The 18,906-nt window shown below is 63.0% G+C and carries 14 protein-coding genes; 10 read left to right on the top strand and 4 right to left on the bottom strand.

All coding sequences use genetic code 11. The features are described 5' to 3' along the window. Positions 1-66: 66 nt before the first annotated feature. The 4 genes from AC0L2C_RS08100 to AC0L2C_RS08115 all read left to right on the top strand — a co-directional run bounded on the left by AC0L2C_RS08100 (position 67) and on the right by AC0L2C_RS08115 (position 4,192). Positions 67-1,254, top strand: coding sequence for an ABC transporter permease (locus tag AC0L2C_RS08100; RefSeq protein ID WP_023801127.1), 1,188 nt, complete (start codon positions 67-69; stop codon positions 1,252-1,254). A gap of 1 nt (position 1,255) precedes the next feature. Further along, complete coding sequence (locus AC0L2C_RS08105) at positions 1,256-2,074, top strand: ABC transporter ATP-binding protein (protein WP_473523137.1); 819 nt, start codon at positions 1,256-1,258, stop codon at positions 2,072-2,074. A gap of 14 nt (positions 2,075-2,088) precedes the next feature. Next, on the top strand, positions 2,089-3,462 hold the full coding sequence (locus tag AC0L2C_RS08110) for an MlaD family protein (RefSeq protein WP_473523138.1): 1,374 nt from the start codon (positions 2,089-2,091) through the stop codon (positions 3,460-3,462). A gap of 115 nt (positions 3,463-3,577) precedes the next feature. Then, positions 3,578-4,192 carry an ABC-type transport auxiliary lipoprotein family protein gene (locus AC0L2C_RS08115; RefSeq protein ID WP_473523212.1) on the top strand — a complete coding sequence of 205 codons (615 nt, stop codon included), beginning with the start codon at positions 3,578-3,580 and terminating at the stop codon, positions 4,190-4,192. Positions 4,193-4,349: 157 nt separating this feature from the next. Here AC0L2C_RS08115 and AC0L2C_RS08120 read toward each other — a convergent pair whose 3' ends face one another. Then, positions 4,350-11,525: a kinesin gene (locus AC0L2C_RS08120; protein WP_473523139.1), complete on the bottom strand. Its 7,176-nt coding sequence runs from the start codon at positions 11,523-11,525 to the stop codon at positions 4,350-4,352. A 289-nt stretch (positions 11,526-11,814) separates the two neighbouring features. On the opposite strand from AC0L2C_RS08120, the gene AC0L2C_RS08125 reads away from it, so the two are divergent. The 3 genes from AC0L2C_RS08125 (at position 11,815) to AC0L2C_RS08135 (ending at position 13,840) form a co-directional block, all read left to right on the top strand. Continuing rightward, positions 11,815-12,183, top strand: coding sequence for an Hpt domain-containing protein (locus tag AC0L2C_RS08125; RefSeq protein WP_027151987.1), 369 nt, complete (start codon positions 11,815-11,817; stop codon positions 12,181-12,183). A gap of 100 nt (positions 12,184-12,283) precedes the next feature. Beyond that, positions 12,284-12,604, top strand: coding sequence for a 2Fe-2S iron-sulfur cluster-binding protein (locus AC0L2C_RS08130; RefSeq protein ID WP_006334837.1), 321 nt, complete (start codon positions 12,284-12,286; stop codon positions 12,602-12,604). Between the two features lie 207 nt (positions 12,605-12,811). After that, entirely contained in the window at positions 12,812-13,840 is a 1,029-nt protein-coding gene (locus tag AC0L2C_RS08135; RefSeq protein ID WP_473523140.1) for an NAD(P)/FAD-dependent oxidoreductase, read from the top strand. Positions 13,841-13,882: 42 nt separating this feature from the next. On the opposite strand, the gene AC0L2C_RS08140 is transcribed toward AC0L2C_RS08135, so the two are convergent. Then, positions 13,883-14,500, bottom strand: a complete 618-nt coding sequence (locus AC0L2C_RS08140; protein WP_031255671.1) for a DUF922 domain-containing Zn-dependent protease — start codon at positions 14,498-14,500, stop codon at positions 13,883-13,885. Between the two features lie 84 nt (positions 14,501-14,584). Between AC0L2C_RS08140 and folP the strand changes: the two genes are divergently transcribed. From folP to folK, 3 genes are all read left to right on the top strand, one after another. Further along, positions 14,585-15,427: a dihydropteroate synthase gene (gene folP, locus AC0L2C_RS08145; protein WP_473523141.1), complete on the top strand. Its 843-nt coding sequence runs from the start codon at positions 14,585-14,587 to the stop codon at positions 15,425-15,427. A gap of 94 nt (positions 15,428-15,521) precedes the next feature. After that, positions 15,522-15,881 carry a dihydroneopterin aldolase gene (gene folB, locus AC0L2C_RS08150; RefSeq protein WP_023801135.1) on the top strand — a complete coding sequence of 120 codons (360 nt, stop codon included), beginning with the start codon at positions 15,522-15,524 and terminating at the stop codon, positions 15,879-15,881. Continuing rightward, complete coding sequence (folK, locus tag AC0L2C_RS08155) at positions 15,865-16,377, top strand: 2-amino-4-hydroxy-6-hydroxymethyldihydropteridine diphosphokinase (RefSeq protein WP_473523142.1); 513 nt, start codon at positions 15,865-15,867, stop codon at positions 16,375-16,377. Before folB ends, folK begins: the two co-directional genes overlap by 17 nt. 53 nt (positions 16,378-16,430) lie before the next feature. Here the strand turns inward: folK and AC0L2C_RS08160 are convergent, their stop codons facing one another. Further along, positions 16,431-16,979: a DUF924 family protein gene (locus AC0L2C_RS08160; protein ID WP_031255672.1), complete on the bottom strand. Its 549-nt coding sequence runs from the start codon at positions 16,977-16,979 to the stop codon at positions 16,431-16,433. A gap of 18 nt (positions 16,980-16,997) precedes the next feature. Then, on the bottom strand, positions 16,998-18,833 hold the full coding sequence (locus tag AC0L2C_RS08165) for a monovalent cation:proton antiporter-2 (CPA2) family protein (protein ID WP_091593667.1): 1,836 nt from the start codon (positions 18,831-18,833) through the stop codon (positions 16,998-17,000). Between the last annotated feature and the right edge of the window lie 73 nt (positions 18,834-18,906).

Here is an 18,906-nt window from a genome sequence, read left to right on the forward strand (position 1 = left end):
TCGGCAAATCGACAGGTGGGTTCTGTCAGGTTAAAAAGATCGGCCCGTCAGGCTAAACAGGACGCCATGTTGACGATCCGCAAACGCGACGCAAGCGGCACGACCGCCAAGGAGGCCGACCACCAGCCGCGCGTTGTGGTCGGCGAGGACGGCGGCGTCCTCGGCTGCGCTTTCTCCGGCACCTGGACGACACGCACCGTGGCGCTCGTCGATGCCGAGATGCGCAAGATCGAGCAACGCAGCGGCTTTCAGACGCTGGCGCTCGACCTCTCGCATATCGAGAAAATGGATACCGCCGGGGCGTGGGTGATCGACCGTCTGGTCAGCGCCTTCGAAAAGCAGGGTGTGAAAATCACGATGCAGGGGCAAAGCGAGGTTGCCTCGATCCTGCTCGGCGCCGTCGGTGACGCCGTTCGACGCGAACCTGATTCCGGCACCGTTGGGCCGCCGAACATCGTCATTCGCGCGCTCGAGGCGGTTGGCCGGCGCGTCTATGAGATGCGTGACGATTTCCTGGCCGCGATGAACATACTGGGCGCCACGATACGCGGCGCGCAGATGAAGCTTGGCCGCGGCCATGCGGTCAATCCGGCGGCGATCTTCAACCAGATGGACCGCATGGGCGTCGGCGCCATCCCGGTGGTTGTGCTGATGTCGGCCATCGTCGGGGCGATCGTCGCCCAGCAAGGCGCCTATCAGCTCAGCTATTTCGGCGCCGATATCTTCGTCGTCGACCTTGTCGGCGTGCTGATCCTGCGCGAGCTCGGCGTGCTGATGACTGCGATCATGATCGCCGGCCGTTCGGGCAGCGCCATCACGGCTGAAATCGGCTCGATGAAAATGCGCGAGGAGGTCGACGCGCTGAAGGTCATCGGGCTCAATCCGATCGGCGTTCTGGTGTTTCCGCGGCTGGTCGCGCTGGTGATCGCACTGCCTTGCCTGACGATCATTGCCAATTTCGCCGCACTCGGCGGCGGCATACTGGCGGCATGGCTCTACTCCGACATCGCACCGGCCGCCTTCATCGACCGGCTGCGCGTTGCCATCGATCTCAGCACCATCTTTGCCGGGCTGATCAAGGCGCCGTTCATGGCCATGATCATCGGCACGATCGCCTCGGTCGAAGGCATGAAGGTCGGCGGCAGCGCCGAATCGCTCGGGCAGCACGTGACTGCTTCAGTGGTGAAGTCGATCTTCGTGGTGATCATCCTCGACGGGCTTTTCGCCATGTTCTACGCAGCGATCGAGTTCTGACATGGCGCTGCTTGGCACAAAGCCGACCACGACTACGCAAAGGGCCGACGAGGACGAGATCGTGCTTTCTGCGCACGACGTCACCGTCTCCTTCGGCGACAAGGTCATTCTCGACAAATTGTCGCTCCATATCCGGCGTGGCGAAATTCTCGGCTTCGTCGGCGCCCCCGGCGCCCGCAAGTCGGTTCTGCTGCGCACCATTCTCGGCCTGGTGCACAAGCAGTCGGGAACGATCAAGCTGTTCGGCGTCGATGTCGAAAAGGCGAGCGAGAGGGAGCGCCTTCGCATCGACATGCGCCTTGGCGTCCTCTTTCAGCACGGCGCGCTGTTTTCGGCGCTCACGGTGCTCGAAAACGTGCAGGTGCCGATGCGCGAATATCTCGATCTGCCGAAAAAGCTGATGGACGAGCTGGCGATGCTCAAGGTCGAACTGGTCGGGTTGCCGCCGGATGCGGCGCAGAAATTCCCGTCCGAGCTTTCCGGCGGCATGATCAAGCGTGCGGCGCTGGCGCGCGCGCTGGCGCTCGACCCCGACATCGTGTTCCTGGACGAGCCGACATCCGGCCTCGATCCGATCAGCGCGGCTGAGTTCGACGAACTGGTCGTCAAGCTGCGCGATACCATGGATCTGACCGTATACATGGTCACGCACGATCTCGACACGCTGTTCACCGCTTGTGATCGGGTGGCCGTGCTCGGCAACAAGAAAGTGCTGGTCGAAGGCACGATCGACGACATGCTCAAGAGCGAGGAACCCTGGGTGAAATCCTATTTTCGCGGAAAACGTGCGCGGCAACTTGATCTTGCGGCCCGCGCGTAGCCATAAGTGGATAAATGGAAACCAGAGCCAACTACGTCATTGTCGGCATTTTCACGCTAGCCGCGATCCTGGCGGCATTCGCGTTCGTCTATTGGACGGCCGCGATCGGCGACAGGGGTGAGACGGCGATGCTGCGGGTGCGCATTCCGGGATCGGCTTCCGGCCTCGGCCGCGGCAGTTTCGTGCTGTTCAACGGCGTCAGGGTTGGGGATGTCAGGCGCGTCTATATCGACCCCGCCAATCCGAACGACGCCATAGCCGAAGCCGAAGTGGGCCGCACGACGCCGATCACCAAATCGACGCAGGCCGATATCGGGATCGTCAGCCTCGCCGGCCAAGCGAGTATCGAGCTCAGGGGCGCTGACCCCAAGGAGGTCAACCTTCTCGACCAGGCGGAGCAGGAGGGCCGCGTCGCCGAGATCGTCGCCAACCCGTCGGCGGTCACCAACCTGTTGCAGACGGCGCAGAACATCTTCACCCGCGCCGATACGGTTCTCTCCCAGCTCGAAGGCTTCACCAGCGACGTTCGCGGGCCGCTGACGCAGACCGTCAACAATGTGCAGACCTTCTCCGACGCGCTGGCCAAGAACTCCGACGGCATCGACAAATTCCTCGCCAACGTCAGTTCGCTGTCGGAGGAACTGAGGGGCGTCTCGGGCAAGCTTGACGGCACGCTGAAGGCGGCGGAAGGGCTGCTCAACGCCGTCGACAAGGATCAGATCAAGAGTATTGTCGCCAACGTCGATACGGTGACCGAGAACCTGAAGGAAACCAGCAAGCAGTTCGACACGGTCGTCAGGAATGTCGACACCGCAGTGGGGTCGATCAACGATTTCGCCCAAAGGACGCAAGGCACGCTGGCCAAGGTCGACGGCGTTCTCGACGGCATCGATCCGGCACAGGTCCGCACCGCGCTGGCCAACATCCAGAAGGCCAGCGAAAACGCCAACGAGGCTGCCGCCGACATCGCCAAGGTGACCAACAAATTCGCCAACCGGGCCGACGATATCGACCAGACGATCAAGGACGCGCAGCAGCTCGCGGAGCGCCTCAACGACGCTTCGGTGCGTGTCGACGGCATCCTCGTCAAGGTCGATACATTGCTCGGCTCAGGCCAGGCCGACGGCATGATAGCCGATGCAAGGAATACCCTGAAATCGTTCAAGCAGGTCGCCGACACGCTGAACGCCCGCCTCGGCACCATCACCGACAATCTGGCGCGATTCTCCGGCCAGGGCCTGCAGGACGTCGAAGCGCTGGTCCAAGACAGCCGTCGCTCGATCAACCGCATCGAAGAGGCGGTAACGGATCTCAGCCGCAATCCGCAGCGAATCCTGTCAGGCGGCGAAGGTGAGGTTCGGCAATTCGATGGCAGGGTGCGGCGTTGACTTCGGCTTTCGCCGGCCCCAAGAACGGCAGGCAAGTACGCTGCGGGTGCGATTTGCTCATTCGATTCGGGGACGACGGGGATCGCGTGTGAAGTCGGTCGTGCTTAAATTGGGCGTGCTTAGATTGGGCGGGGTCAAAGCGGGCGGGCCCACTGCGGGTGTGGCATTGCTTGCGCTTTCGCTGGCCGGCTGCGCGTTTTTGCCGGGCGGCGGGCCGGCGCCCCTGGACACATTCGAACTGTCGGCGCCGTCGCTCGATGCGCGCGGCCGCGGCCGCCAACAAATCCTCATCGCCCAGCCTTCCGCGCTCAAGGCGCTGGACAGCCAGAACATCGTCATCAAGCCGTCGGTGCGCTCGATCCAGTACCTCAAGGGAGCGCAATGGGCCGACCGGCTGCCGCTGATCGTGCAGGCGCGGCTGGCCGAGACATTCCAGCGCTCGGGCAGTTTCGCCGGCGTCGGCAAGCCGGGCGAGGGCCTGGCGATCGACTATCAGGTGATCGTCGAGGTCCGTTCCTTCGAAGTCCGCGTCGACGGCGGCCAACACGCCGAGGTCGAGCTGTTCGTGCGGATACTGAACGACCGCAATGGCGAGGTGCGCGCCTCCAAGAGCTTCAACTCGACCGCGCCCGTCTCCGGCAGCGGCAACCAGGCCTATGTCGACGCGCTCGACAGGGCGTTCGGCGATGCCGCCAAGGACATCGTCCGCTGGACCGATTCGGTGATCTGACCACAGCCGGAACGGCCGGGCACTCAATTGTCGCTGCCGGCGCCGGTAACGATGTGAATGTCGCTGCCGGCGCCGGTAACGATGTGAAATTCAAACCCGAAGCGATTGCTCTAAAAGGCGGGAATTTCCCGCCTTTTTCCGTTCGCTTATCGTCTGATCAATGCAGGCGGCCACTGGCGTGGGCTAGCATCGTATAGACCTTGCCGGTGTCCGACGTCAGGTAGGTCTGCGCCATCATGTTGTCGCGGTCGTTGCGCGAGACGTCCTTGAGCAGCTTTTCGAAGTCGTCGCAGTAACGGTCGACGGCGGCGCGGAATTCCGCCTCCATCTGATATTTGCGTCGGATCTCGTCGAACGTCTGCTGTCCCTTCAGCGTGTAGAGACGCCGGGTGAACACGTCACGCTCGCCGCTCCGGTAGCGGTTCCACAGTTCGATCGAGGCGTCGTGATCGATAGCGCGGGCGATGTCGACGGAAAGCGAGTTGAGCGACTCAACGACATGAAGCGGCGAACGCTGGGCAGGGGCTGCCGAGCGTGGCGCTTCCGAAGGTGCTGCTGGCTTGGCGGCCTCTTCGCGCGATGCCCCGCTCAAGAGATCGCGCACCCAGCCGCCCTGCGGCGCGCGGCCATTAGGGTCGCGCTGGCGCGGCGCCGTCTCCGGCGGGCGTTCCAGGTCGCCGCGCAGTGTGGTGTCACCCGACGGCGCCTGCGGGGAAAGGGGTTCCGGGGCCGGAGGGCGGCGCAGCGGCTCAGTGGCGCGCGGGGCAGGCGCCTGCTGTGCCGGGCGCAGGTTGCGCGGCTCCGAGGAGTCGGTGCTGCGGCCAGATTTCGCAACGATATCAGAGAGTTCCTTCAGGGCGCTGATCTGCTCGGAAACGGCACGGCGGATGGCCGTGGTCGATTCCTTTGCCTCTTCCGGCATCTCGATGACACCCTTCTTGAGCTCGGCGCGGGTAAGGTCGAGCTCGCTCTTGATCGAGCTGGCGGTGCGTCGCATCTCCTCGGTCGCGTCGGCAAAGCGCTTGGTTGCCGAATCGACGACGTCGGCAATGGAGGTACGGATCTTGTCCGCCGACTCCAGCGTCTTGCCTTCGGCGTTCTGCAACGTCTGGCCGACCAGATCCTCGAACGAGCGCATGACTTTTTCGAGATCCTCCGACTTCTTGACCAAGCCGACGGCGAGGTCCTCCAGCGACGACTGCCTTTCCAGCGTGTGTTCGAGGTTGCTCTGGGCCGAGCTCAACAGGTCCGAAGCACTCGACAGCAATCGGCTGTGCTCGTCGAACTTGGTGGCGATCGAGGCAACCTCGCGCAAGGTCGAGGACGACAGCTCGGTAAGCCGTGTCGTATTCGAATCGACCAGACGCGCCGAGCTGGCAAAAGTCTGCGCGGCTTTTTCCGTTGTCGCCGCAAAGCTTTGCGTGCTGCCAGTCAGGCGTTCGTCGACCTGGCCGAGATTGGCCGCCGCCTGTTCGATCAGCTGGCCGAGCTGTGCGCTCGAGGTGCTCATGCGGCCGATGAGGTCGGCGACGCTGTCGGCGAGCGTCGAGCGCGCCCCTTCAACGGCCGACAATGTTTCGGCCGTGCGGCTGGCGAGCGCGTCGACCAAAGCGGCGTTTTCGCTGCGCAGCTTTTCGGTGGCGCGTTCGGTCACCTCTTCCATGCTCTTTTGCAGTTCCGAACCGCCCAGGGCGAAGCGCTCGACCAGAGGCCGTGCCGTTTCGTCGAGGATTTTCGAGATCTCGGCCGAACGTGCCGCAAGCATGGTGTTGAGTTCGCGGGTGTTGGTGCCGATGGTCTTGGCGGCGTCGTTGGTGCTCTGGCCGATATGCTGGCCGACCGCCGTGAAGGTTTCGGCGATCGAGTTGGCGCGCGAAATCAGCTGCGCCTCGGCGGTCGAAACCTGCTCGTTGAGCTTCTGGCCTATCGTTTCGGTGGTGTTGACCAGACGGTTTTCGACGCCGGCAACCTGTTCCTCGACGCGAGCCGCCGCGGCCGCCGCGCTGGAGGCCAGGCGCTCGTCGGCGCCGGCGAGCGCCTGCTCGATGTCACGGGCGTGAACGGCCAGGTCCTGCCCGGTCTGCCTTGCACGTTCGGCAACCCGCTGCTCGGTGCTGGCGAAGGCCCCGACGATGTTGTCGGCATGTTCTCCGATCGTCGACGTGCTGTCGGCGATACGCGACACCAGGCGGTGATCCGCCTCATCGAAGATGCGGCCGATCTCGGACGCGCGGGCCGACAGCGCTTCCGAACCTTCGGCGATGCGCGAGATCAGCTGCTGGTCGGCAGCATCGAAAATGCGGCCAAGGTCCGATGCACGCGCTGCGAGCGCTTCGGCCGATTCGCCGATGCGCACGCTGAGCCGTTCGTCGGCACCTTCGAAATTGCGCAGGATGTCGCCGGCGCGTTCCGCCAGCGACTGTGCCGTTTCGACCGCGCGGGCAACCAGCTTCTGGTCCGCCGCATCGAATGTACCGGCGATCTCGCTGGCACGTGCAGCCAGCTGGTCGGCCGTTTCCTGGGCGCGCGCCAGCAACGAGTTCGAGGTGTCGTCGACGCGGGCCATGATTGCGCTCGATGCACCCTCCGCCCGGGCAACGAGCGCGCTCGACGTGTCTTCGGCACGTGCGGCGAGGCGGCGATCCGCTTCCTCGAAGGTGCGTGCGATATCCTCCGCCCTGGCAAGCAGGGCAGCAGAGGTCTGCTCCGCCCGTTCGGCGATCTTGGAATCGGCGTCACTGAAAGCCGCGCCTGCCTGCTCATGCAGTGCGCTGGTGACTTCCATGACCTTTTCGCGCAGCGCTCCGGCAACGAAGACGGCGCTCTTTTCGAGCACGTTGCGGACGTTGTCGACGCCGGTCGACAGCGCGCGCTCCATGGTCCCGGCGCGCTCCTCGATGATGCCGGTCTGGCGGCTGAACGCCTGCTCGATCTTTTCGACGTCGGCGGCAATGGCGTCCGAGATGTCGGTGCTCCTGGCGGCGATCTGGTCGATATGGCCGGACAGGGAACGGTCGACTTCCTTGCGCGTGTCGGCGAGCCTGGAGAGGTCGTCCTCCAGCGCACGGGTCAGCGCGTCGCGGCCTTCGGCCAGCTTGCCGACGTGCCCGGCGATGATGTCGTCTATGTCGCCGCGGCTCGCCGCAATTTTCTGCAGGTCTGCTTCCAGCGCACGTCTGAGGATGTCGCGGCCTTCGGCCAGCTTCTCGACCTGGCCGGAAACCAGCCCGTCGATGCTCGACCGGCTTTCCGCCAGCTTGGCGAGATCGTCTTCGAGCGCCTTGGACAGGATCGAGCGGTCCTGGATGAGCTTCTCGGCGTGGCTGTTCACAAGACCGTTGACGCTGCCGAGGTCGGCCTCCAGCGCCCGCGCAAACTCTGCGCGATTGTCGGTCAGCTGCTGAGACTGGTCGGCGACGACACCCTTGATGGTGTTGAGGTCTGCTTCCAGCGCACGTCTGAGGATGTCCCGGCCTTCGGCCAGCTTCTCGACCTGGCCGGAAACCAGCCCGTCGATGCTCGACCGGCTTTCCGCCAATTTGGCGAGATCGTCTTCGAGCGCCTTGGACAGGATTGAGCGGTCCTGGATGAGCTTCTCGGCGTGGCTGTTTACAAGACCATTGACACCGCCGAGATCGGCCTCCAGCGCCCGCGCGAACTCTGCGCGATTGTCGGTCAGCTGCTGAGACTGATCGGCGACGACACCCTTGATGGTATTGAGGTCTGCTTCCAACGCGCGTCTGAGCAGGTCGCGGCCTTCGGTCAGCTTCTCAACCTGGCCGGCAACCAGCCCGTCGATGCTCGACCGGCTTTCCGCCAGCTTGGCGAGATCGTCTTCGAGCGCCTGGGACAGGGTCGAGCGGTCTGCGGCGAGCCTGTTCATGTGATCGGAGATCAGCCCGTTCACATTCTGCAGGTCGGTCTCCAACGCCTGCGACAGTTGACCACGATCTTCCGCCAGCTTTTCGGACTGGCCTGATATGACCTCCTTGATCGTGTTGAGATCGGATTCGAGCGCTCGCTTGAGGATGTCGCGGCCTTCGGCCAGCTTCTCGACCTGGCCGGCAACCAGCCCGTCGATGCTCGACCGGCTTTCGGCCAGCTTGGCGAGATCGTCTTCGAGCGCCTTCGACAGGATCGAGCGGTCTTCCGCAAGCTTTTCGGACTGGTCCGATATAACGCTTTTGATCGTGTTGAGATCGGACTCGAGCGCGCGCTTGAGAATGTCGCGACCCTCGGCCAGTTTCTCGACCTGCCCGGTAACCAGCCCATCGATGCTCGACCGGCTTTCCGCCAATTTGGCGAGATCCTCTTCGAGCGCCTGGGACAGGGTCGAGCGATCTGCGGCGAGCCTGTTCATGTGATCGGAGATAAGGCCGTTCACGCCCTGCAGGTCGGTTTCCAACGCTCGCGCCAGTTGACCACGATCTTCCGCCAGCTTTTCGGACTGGTCTGATAGAACGCTTTTGATCGTGTTGAGATCGGATTCGAGCGCGCGCTTGAGGATGTCGCGACCTTCGGCCAGTTTCTCGACCTGCCCGGTGACCAGCCCATCGATGCTCGACCGGCTTTCCGCCAGCTTGGCGAGATCGTCTTCGAGCGCCTTCGACAGGATTGAACGGTCCTCGGAGAGCCTGTTCATGTGATCAGAGATAAGGCCATTGACGCTCTGCAGGTCGGTTTCCAACGCCTTCGAGAGCTGACCACGGTCTTCCGCCAGCTTTTCGGACTGGCCTGATATGACCTCCTTGATCGTGTTGAGATCGGATTCGAGCGCGCGCTTGAGGATGTTGCGGCCTTCGGCCAGCTTCTCGACCTGACCGGCGACAAGCCCGTCGATGCTCGACCGGCTTTCCGCCAATTTGGCAAGGTCTGCCTCGAGCGTTTGCGAAAGCAGGCTGCGATCGTCGGCGAGCCTGCCCGAATGGTCCTCGATCAGGCCTCGGATGCCCGACAGGTCGTCTTGGAGCGAACGCGAAAGCTCGCTGCGGTCTTCCGCCAGTTTGGCGGAATGGGTCTCGATGAGACCCTTGATGCCACCAATGTCGGTTTCCAGCGCCTTGGCGAGCAAGGCGCGACCTTCGGCGATCTTCTCGACCTGGCCAGCGACCAGGCCGTCGATGCTGGCGCGACTGTCGGCCAGCTTGCCGAGATCGGCATCGAGAGCGCGTGAAAGAATGCTGCGGCCTTCGGCGAGCTTTCCAACATGGCCGGCAACCATTTCGTCAATGATCGTGCGGGCTTGCACAAGTTTTCCAGAGTCTTCATTCAAGGCCTGCGAAAGCCTGTTGCGGCCCTCTTCGAGCCGTTCGAGATGGCTGCCGAGCGACGCATCGATGGCGGCGCGCGACTCGTTGACCTTGCGCAAATCCTCCTCCAGGGCGCGCGAGATCAGATTGCGGCCTTCGGAAAGCTTTTGCACCTGGTCGGTGACAGCCGCGTCGATGCCGGCGCGGCTTTCGGCGAATTTCTCCAGATCGGCCTGCATGGCCGCCGTCATGTGTTCGCGGCTTTCGGAAAGCTTGCGGCTGTGGTTCTCGACAGCCTCCTCGATGCCGACGCGGGCATCGGCAAGCCGCTGGATGTCGGCGTCGAAGGCGCGCGACACCACATGACGGGCCGCTTCCATGCGGCCGGCGAAATCGCCGGCGCGTGCTTCGAGCATCGACGAGGTCGACGAAACGATGTCGGCCATGTCGGCGCCGATCTGGGTCTTGCCCTGATCGATCATCGCCGAAAGCGTCTCCTTGCTCTCCTGGAAGGTATGGGCGATTTCGCGCGCACGCTCGACCAGGGTCTCGTTGATCTGGCGTGCGCGGGCCTCTAGCGCGGCGTTGAGCTTTTGGGTGCCGGTGTCCAGCGCTTCGGCGCGGGTCTGGAACTCACTGATCAGCACCTGGCCGCGTTCGGCCAGCGTCCGCTCGATGCCGTCAAGGCTGGCTTCAAATTCGGAGTTGAGCGTGCGTGCGGCGCCGCCGAGCAGCGACACCATGCCGGAGGTCCGATCGTCGAGCAGATCGGTCAGCGACCGGGTGAGGCCGTCGGTCGTCTCCGTCAGCTTGGCAATGCGTGTGTCGAGAAGGCTGGCGAAGGCTTCGCCGGAGGTCGACAGCCGGTCAGTGATGGATTCGAGCCGGCCTTCCACCGAATCGAAGATCGACAGCGAGCTTTGGTTGATCCTGTCGATCAGCGTGTCGCCAGAATTGGTGATGGTCATCGACAGGTTGGTCGAGGCGTTGAGGATGCTGTCGCGAATGATGTCGCTGGCAGCCCCGATTTCGTCCTTCAGCGTCTCATGCGCGCCGGTGATCGAGGCGCGCACGCGTTCGGCGTGGGTGACCACCGCTTCGCGCTCGCTGCCCAGCCCGTCGACAAGCGAGCGGATGCGGGATTCATTCTCCGAATAGGAGCGCTCGATCTGGTTGACCTCGCTGTGGACCAGGGTTTCGAGCTCGACGGCACGTGCAAGCGTGCGCTCGATGCCTTCACCCATGGCCGCAACCTCGCGGCGCACGGCTTGCCCGATCATCATGACGCGATCCTGGGCGATTTGCTCCGGCTCGGTCAGGCGGAAAGCCACTTCCGTCATCGACTGAGCGGCGATGCGCATCTCCTGTGCGCGGCGAATCATGGCTGCAAACGCCCAGAACAGGAGGACCGGCAGGATCGCAGCGATTGCCAGGCCAATCAGTTCGGGACGGGCGAAAAACTGGCCGGGCGTGCGGATTTGCCAAATGCCTGGGCCAAACAGCAGGTTTGCCAATGCACCGGCGCCCGCGACCCAGGCGAGCGAAACGAGCGCCACGACCCAGTAGATCGTGTTCGAGGCACGCCGATTGAGGGTGTGCAGCAGCGTCTTGTAATCTTTTTGACGAGGATCGTTGGCCGGAGTGAAGCCGGCCGACTGCGTGCCATTGCGCGTTTCAACAGGGCGCATTTCAACGGGGCGCGTTTCAACAGGGCGCAGCTCAGCAGGGCGCGGTTCAGCCGGCCTGGCGTTTGCCGCCTCTCTCTGGTCCTGGGCTTTCTGGTCCTGATTGGCGGCAAGCTCGGCATTCTGGCTCTGGTTGACGACAGGCTCGGCATTCTGATTCTGGTTGGCGACAGGCTCGGCATCCTGGCTCTGGTTGGCGACAGCCTCGGCATCCTGGTCACGGCCCTCGCGTGCCAACTCGTCGGCGGCCTGCGAGATCTGCGCTTCCAGATCCTCCATCGACGCGGCGATGTCGAGGTCGCCGCCGGCATCGCCGTTCAGATCGATTTCAAGTGCTTTTTCGAGTTCCCTGGCTACGTCGTTGTCGAGCGTTCTTGTCGTCGTTGTTTTCTTCGCCATGCCTTCGCTACCCTGTACAAGCTGCCGCGGGACTTGTTGATTTTGCTTTTCGTGTCCCACGCAAGAGGCTGAAAATGGACCTTTCGTATCGTAATGACACACCGGGGTAAAGAAAACATGCATTCGGTGCGATACGTAAAACTTTAAATATAAGGTTAACAGAACTGTGATTCCGGCGCCGCTATCGCAACATTTTTCCGGGCCAATCGTTAACCCGTCGTCCACAGGATGGGCCTATTTTTTGGCGGCTGCCTATTTTTGACGGCTGGAAGAACGGAGTTGCAGAGTCATGCGTGGCGAAAACGGCATTGCCTTCTCGATGCCCGGCGGCGATGTGTCGGGAACGGCCGGGTCGCGGCCCGTGGACTTGGCGCATCTGGCGCGCCAGACGATGGGCGACCGCAGCCTCGAACAGGAGGTGCTGGCGCTGTTCGTGCAGCAGGCATTGTCGGTTCGCGACAGGATAGTCGACGCCGATGTGAAACAAAGACTGCTCCTGGCGCACGGGCTGAAAGGCTCGGCGCGCGGCGTCGGCGCCTTCGCTGTTGCCGATTGCGCCGGCGCGATCGAACTTCAACCTGAAGATACCAATACCCTCAAGCGGCTTGGCTCCCTGATCGAAGAAGTCCGCGATTTCGTCGCCGCCATCAGCCGTTAAACCCATTTCCGAAAAAAACGGCATGGAGCGCCGCTTTCGCGCCGCAGTTGACTTGTCTGCGGGAGTGATTATCTCGGCTGGGACTCCCTTCAGGTGACAAATGACTAAGCTGACCTTCATCGCCCATGACGGCACACATTTTGACGTGGATGCCGAAAACGGCTCGACCGTCATGGAGAACGCGATCCGCAACGCCGTGCCGGGGATCGAGGCCGAATGCGGCGGCGCTTGCGCCTGCGCGACCTGCCATGTCTATGTCGATGAGGCATGGACGGCGGAGGTCGGCGAGCCGGAAGCGATGGAAGAGGACATGCTGGACTTCGCCTACGACGTCCAGCCGAACTCACGGCTCTCCTGTCAGATCAAGGTGCGCGACGCTCTCGACGGCCTGGTTGTGCGCGTGCCCGCCCGCCAGGGCTGAAGCGTGGAGGCTTAAGCGGGGGATATAGCCGATTTTTCCGGCGCCGGCTTGGCAGCGGGCCAATGGTCATGCAGTGTCGCGCCGTTCTCTACAGCGCCGCACGTTCCCTGGACCACGCAAAGCACGCTGTAGCACGGTGATTTGGCGCAGGATCCCCGGCGAGAATCGATTCCGATTTTCGGGGTCATGCGCATCGAAGGCGCATTCATGACCGATATCATCAGGACGGACGTATTGATTGTCGGGGCGGGGCCCGTCGGCCTGTTCGCCGTGTTCGAGCTCGGCCTCTTCGACATGACATGCCATCTGATCGACATACTCGATCGGCCCGGCGGGCAATGCGCCGAACTCTATCCGGAAAAGCCGATCTACGACATTCCCGGCTGGCCATCGATCTCGGCCCAGGGCCTGGTCGACAGACTGCTTGAGCAGATCGCGCCGTTCAAGCCCGACTTCACCTTCAACCGCATGGTCTCGAGCCTCGAAAAGCTCGAGGACGGCAGCTTTCGCGTCATCACCGACGAGAACGAGGTGTTTGAAGCCAAGATTGTGGTTATCGCCGCCGGCGGCGGCTCTTTCCAGCCGAAGCGGCCGCCAATTCCGGGCATCGAGCTTTATGAGGGCAAGAGCGTCTTCTACTCGGTGCGCCGGATGGAGGAATTCCGCGGCCACGACCTGGTTATCGTCGGCGGCGGCGATTCGGCGCTCGACTGGACGCTGAACCTGCAGCCGGTGGCCAAGAGCGTGACGCTGGTGCACCGGCGGCCGGAGTTCCGCGCGGCGCCAGACAGCGTCAACAAGATGTACGCCATGCAGGAGATGAAGGAACTGAATTTCCATGTCGGGCAGGTGACCGGGTTGACCGGCACGGACGGCCATCTCTCGGCGGCGACCATCAAGGGACCCGACGGTGACACCGAGGTGCCGTGCACTCGGTTGCTGCCGTTCTTCGGCCTGACCATGAAGCTCGGACCGATCGCCGAGTGGGGGCTCAATCTTCATGAGAACCTGATCCCGGTCGACACCGAGAAATTCCAGACGTCGGTACCGGGCATCTTCGCCGTCGGCGACATCAACTGGTATCCCGGCAAGCTGAAGCTGATCCTGTCGGGCTTCCATGAGGTCGCGCTGATGGCGCAGGCGGCCAAGCGCATCGTCAGCCCCGGCGAGCGCATCGTATTCCAGTATACGACGTCATCGACCAGCCTGCAGAAGAAGCTCGGCGTCGCCGGCTGAGTCTCTTACTCGACGAGAATCGCCCTTACCGTCTGGCCGAAGCTAACCCGGCAGCCGGCCGTTTTCGATGCGCTTCATGCGATAGCGCAGCAGCCGCAGGATGCGGCTTTCGAAATTGATGGTTTCGACGCGATCGAACTGCATCTGAGCGCGGTCGTGCTTGGCAAGAATAGCGGCGGAGATCTCCGCTGCCTTGGCCTTGGCCTCCTGGCACGTCTTGCGCGGGTGGGTCGCCTTCAGCGCATCCTCGAGTTCGCCGGCATGGTTCTTGGCGATCTCGACATGGCGGTCCTCATGACGCTTGATGTCGGCCGACAATGTATCCCAAAACAGCCTTACGCCGGCATCAGCCTTGCGCGGGCGGCGCCACTCGGGAAGGATCACCTTGACCTTGACGGTGACATCGGCGTCGGCAATCGCGCAGGAGTTCGATCTTTCCGCATAGCTGACGCGGGTGGTGAACGCCATCTGCGTGGCGCCTGGATGCCGCATCCCGGTGCTTTTCACCCGAGGTCCAAGTTTCGTAAGCTGGGATCCGATATCGTCGAGCGTTCTGCCGCCGATGCTGAAATAGCTATATGTCTTCACCAAATTCGCCGTGCCCGCCGGCAAGGCGGAACAAGCAAGCATCAGGGCGCAAAGCAGGGATCGTTTCATCATGTTGCCTCTTTGCCTACCTTGCGCTACGGCCGTTGCCGACGCAACGGAATTGATCTTTGGTGGATCAAACATGGTTTATCGACAATGACGACAGGGCGATGGCAGCTGGCGCATGGGCGCCATCTCGACCTTGGCGGCAAGGCGGTGATCGTCGGTATACTCAATGTCACGCCGGACAGTTTTTCTGACGGCGGACTGTTCGTCGCGCCCGAACAGGCGATTGCCCAGGCGCGCCGGATGGCGGAAGAGGGGGCCTCCGTCATTGACGTCGGTGGCGAATCGACACGCCCCGGCGCATCTCGGGTAGCCATCGAGGAAGAGCAGGCCCGCGTGCTGCCTGTCATCGAGGCGCTCGCCGGGCTCGGCGAGGCGCTGATTTCGGTCGACACCTATCGCGAGGACACCGCCCGGCTTGCCGTCGCCGCCGGCGCGCATATCCTCAACGACGTCTGGGGTCTGCAACGCGAACCGGGCATCGCGCGGGTCGCGGCCGAAACCGGCGCCGGGCTTGTCATCATGCACACCGGGCGTGACAGGCAAAAATTGCCCGACGTGATCGAGGATCAGTTTTTCTTCCTCGGGAAGTCCCTGGAAATCGCCCGGCGAAGCGGCGTTGCCGACGACCAGATCGTGCTCGATCCGGGCTTTGGCTTCGCCAAGGAAACCGCGGAGGAAAATCTCGACCTGATGGCACGGTTTTCCGAGCTCGATGTCTTGGGCTTTCCACTGATGGCCGGTACATCGCGAAAGCGCTTCATCGGCGCCGTCACCGGCCGCGACGCCTCGGCCAGAGACGCCGGAACAGCGGCGACGAGCGTCATACTGAGGCTCAAGGGCGCGCGGCTTTTTCGCGTCCACGATGTCGCAATCAATGTGGATGCGCTGGCGGTTGCGGATGCTATGCTGGCGCGTGAAACCGCCGAATAGCCCGCAAATCGAAATGCGTAGATCAAAGGCCTTAGAGCGTAGTCTGTGCGCCCAAGCGGACGCGCATCGCTCCAATCGAGCAGGACGCTGAGCGATGTATATCATCCGCATGAAAAATTGCGCCTTCTTCGCTCGGCACGGCGTGCTGGATGAGGAGGAGACGCTCGGCCAGCGTTTCTATGTCGACGCTGCGCTCACCGTCGAACCCGGCCGCGCGCTGGTCGATGATTCCATTGAGGATACCGTCCACTATGGCATTGCCTTCGGGGTGATCGAAAAGATCATCACCGGGGAGAGGCGTTTTCTGATAGAAGCGCTGGCGCTGGAGGTGGCCCGGGCGCTGACAGCCCGCTTTCCCCAGATAAAAAAGGCCGAGATCACTGTGCGCAAGCCGAACGCGCCGGTGCCCGGCGTGCTCGATCATGTCGAGGTGACCGTTGCCTGGCCCCAATAACACGGTCTACCTCAGCCTTGGCGGCAATCTCGGCGACCCGGCAAGGTCGATGGGCGCGGCGCTGCGCATGCTGGACGCCGACGGGAACACGCGCGTCGTTGTCGTCTCCTCGCTTTACCGCACGCCGCCCTGGGGCAAGCTCGACCAGCCGGATTTTCTCAATGCGGCCGCCGAAATTTCGACCGCGCTCGCGCCACATGCATTGCTCGATCTCTGTCTCGACGTCGAGCGCAGGCTGAAGCGGGTGCGCGAGGAGCGCTGGGGTCCACGGCTGATCGACATCGACATTCTGGTGTTCGGCGATCGGATTATCCACGAAACCGGGCTGGAAGTGCCGCATCCGCGCATGCTGGAGCGCGCCTTCGTTCTTGCGCCGCTGGCCGAGATCGCGCCTGACCTCACCGTCGACGGCAGAAGCGTGGCAGAGCGGCTTGCCGCTCTCGACAGCGCCGGCATCGAGCAATTGTCGTCCGGCCGGGATTGGTGGCTGACCTAAAGCATCGAACCAAAACCTCTAACCATTTTTGGCTCCGATGCACTGAGCTCAGCTCAGCCGGAAAACCCGCCGCCGTCGAGGAACACCTGTTCCTCCGGCGTCGTCTCGCGGCCAAGCATCCTGTTTCGATGCGGAAAACGGCCGAAGCGCTGAATGATCTCCAGGTGCTCGACGGCATACTTCAGATAGGATTGGGCTTTGGCGGTGGTGAGGTCCACCGATTTGAGCTGGTCGGCGAGATGCTCCGAATGCTCATAAGGCAAATAGAGGAAGACGCGAAGCTCTTCGTCGAGCGCCAGATCCTGGCCGGCGGCGATCGCCTTTTCGGCAAAATGCCTTGCCAGCGGGTCGGTGGCATACATATGGCCGGTGCCGCGAAAGCAGTTTCGCGGGAACTGGTCGAGCAGGATCATCAGCGCCAGTGAGCCTTCGGCATGCTCCGACCATCCGTCGCATTCACGCCGCGCGGCAGCGTAATGCAGCTCGAGAAACCAGTTGCGGAACTCCGCGTCGAAGGCGTCATTCTTCTCGAACCATGCATCTTTCCCGGCGTCACGCCAGAATTTGGTGACGGAGAGCGCGCGCTCGTCCAGTTCGATCATCTGTTTGCTCTCCAATGTTTAGTCGGCAGGCTCGGATTTGTGCAGAACGCCGGCGGTTTCTTCATTGAGCGCCTGACCGGAGCGACGCGGCTGGCTGAGCGGTGTCGGAATGGGTGTGCCGATATTGCCCTTGAGGAAGCGCGCTCCGGCGCGAACTCCTTCGGCGAGCTGCAACTCGAAACGGGCGGAATCGCGGTGGCGGACGTCCTCGATCACCTCGGCGACTTCCTCGGGGTCGACGCCCAGTGCCTCCAGCGTGGAGCCGCCGAAGACAAGCGCTGATTCGAAGGTTTCGCGAATCTGGAAATCGACGTCGGCACGTATCAATTGCAGTGCGGTTCCGCGGTCGAAAGCGCGTGCCAGCACGGTGAGCAGGGGAAACTCCGCCTTGATCAGCTTTGCGATGCGGACGGCGACATCGGGCTTGTCGACGCAGATCAACACGGCGCGCGCGCGGCCGGCGCCGGCGGCACGCAGAATGTCCAGCCGCGTGCCGTCGCCATAATAGACCTTGAAACCGAAATCGGCCGCCGCCTGGATCATCTCGACCTCATTGTCGATGATCGAGACGTCGATCCCGCGCAGCAGAAGCGGCTGGCTGGCGATTTGGCCGAAGCGGCCGAAGCCGATGATCAGCACGCTGCCGGTCAGGCCATCGGCGATGTCGACGCCTTCGAGCGACTGCTCGTCGCGTGGCGTCAGATACCGCAATGCCAGAATGGCCAGCGGCGTCAGCACCATGGAGATGATGACGATCGCCGTCAGCGTCGCGTTAGCCTGGCTGTCGATGATGCCGACCGCCGCCGCGGCGGAATAGAGAACGAAGGCGAATTCGCCGCCTTGCGCCATGAAGACGGCGCGCTCGAGCGCCTCCCGGTGGCCGGTCTTGAGGATGCGGGCGACGAGATAGATGCCGATCGCCTTTATCACCATGTAGGCGACGACGTAGATGGCGACAAGCCGCCAGCTCTGGGCAACCACGTGCAGGTCGAGCGACATGCCGACAGCGAGGAAGAACAGCCCGAGCAGCACACCGCGGAAGGGTTCGATGTCGGCCTCGAGCTGATGGCGGAAGGTGGATTCCGACAACAGCACGCCGGCCAGGAAAGCGCCCATCGCCATCGACAGGCCGCTGAGCTGCATGGCAAGCGCCGACCCCAGAACGACCAGAAGGGCGGCGGCGGTCATCACTTCGCGGGCGCGGGCATCCGCCAGGATGCGGAAGAACGGATTGAGCAGGTAACGCCCGGCCAGCACCAGCCCGACGATGGCGGCAAGACCGATGCCCACCTCCGTCAGCCGCTGCGTCAAGCTCATATCGGCGCCGCCCGGTGCCAGGAAAGCGATCAGCGCCAGCAGCGGCACGATCGCCAGGTCTTCGAGCAGCAGGATGGAGACGATGCGCTGGCCTTTGGGCGCGGCCATCTCACCGCGTTCCTCCAGAAGCTGCATGACGATCGCCGTCGAGGTCAGCACGAAACCGGCGCCGGCGACGAAGGATTGCGAGACCGGAAAACCTCCCGCCAGTCCGACCCCGGTCAGCAACAGCGCGCAGACGCCAACCTGCAATGCGCCAAGGCCAAAGATCTCTCGCCTGAGGCCCCACAGCCGTGATGGCTGCATCTCCAGCCCGATGATGAACAGGAACATGACCACGCCGAGCTCGGCGACGTGAAGAATGGCTTCCGATTCGGAAAAGATGCCGATGCCGAACGGGCCAATGACCACGCCGGCCGCCAGATAGCCGAGGATGGAGCCAAGCCCGATGCGCTTGAAGATCGGCACGGCGACAACACCTGCGGCGAGCAGCGCCACGACGTGGATCAGATCGCTGCCCGCTGCTTCTGCCGCCATGCCTGCCGTTCCGTTCTCTCTAAGGACCGCTGCACATGCTGCGGCATCGAGCGGCAAAGATAGGGGCTTCGGT

Source organism: Mesorhizobium sp. WSM4845, from assembly GCF_055811455.1.

What these genes read in the sequence shown, in the direction of transcription:
- AC0L2C_RS08100 (WP_023801127.1), top strand. Translation starts at nt 67, where the DNA reads ATGTTGACGATCCGCAAACGCGACGCAAGCGGCACGACCGCCAAGGAG.
- AC0L2C_RS08105 (WP_473523137.1), top strand. Translation starts at nt 1,256, where the DNA reads ATGGCGCTGCTTGGCACAAAGCCGACCACGACTACGCAAAGGGCCGAC.
- AC0L2C_RS08110 (WP_473523138.1), top strand. Translation starts at nt 2,089, where the DNA reads ATGGAAACCAGAGCCAACTACGTCATTGTCGGCATTTTCACGCTAGCC.
- AC0L2C_RS08120 (WP_473523139.1), bottom strand. Translation starts at nt 11,525, where the DNA reads ATGGCGAAGAAAACAACGACGACAAGAACGCTCGACAACGACGTAGCC.
- AC0L2C_RS08125 (WP_027151987.1), top strand. Translation starts at nt 11,815, where the DNA reads ATGCGTGGCGAAAACGGCATTGCCTTCTCGATGCCCGGCGGCGATGTG.
- AC0L2C_RS08130 (WP_006334837.1), top strand. Translation starts at nt 12,284, where the DNA reads ATGACTAAGCTGACCTTCATCGCCCATGACGGCACACATTTTGACGTG.
- AC0L2C_RS08135 (WP_473523140.1), top strand. Translation starts at nt 12,812, where the DNA reads ATGACCGATATCATCAGGACGGACGTATTGATTGTCGGGGCGGGGCCC.
- AC0L2C_RS08140 (WP_031255671.1), bottom strand. Translation starts at nt 14,500, where the DNA reads ATGATGAAACGATCCCTGCTTTGCGCCCTGATGCTTGCTTGTTCCGCC.
- folP (WP_473523141.1), top strand. Translation starts at nt 14,585, where the DNA reads ATGACGACAGGGCGATGGCAGCTGGCGCATGGGCGCCATCTCGACCTT.
- folB (WP_023801135.1), top strand. Translation starts at nt 15,522, where the DNA reads ATGTATATCATCCGCATGAAAAATTGCGCCTTCTTCGCTCGGCACGGC.
- AC0L2C_RS08160 (WP_031255672.1), bottom strand. Translation starts at nt 16,979, where the DNA reads ATGATCGAACTGGACGAGCGCGCGCTCTCCGTCACCAAATTCTGGCGT.
- AC0L2C_RS08165 (WP_091593667.1), bottom strand. Translation starts at nt 18,833, where the DNA reads ATGGCGGCAGAAGCAGCGGGCAGCGATCTGATCCACGTCGTGGCGCTG.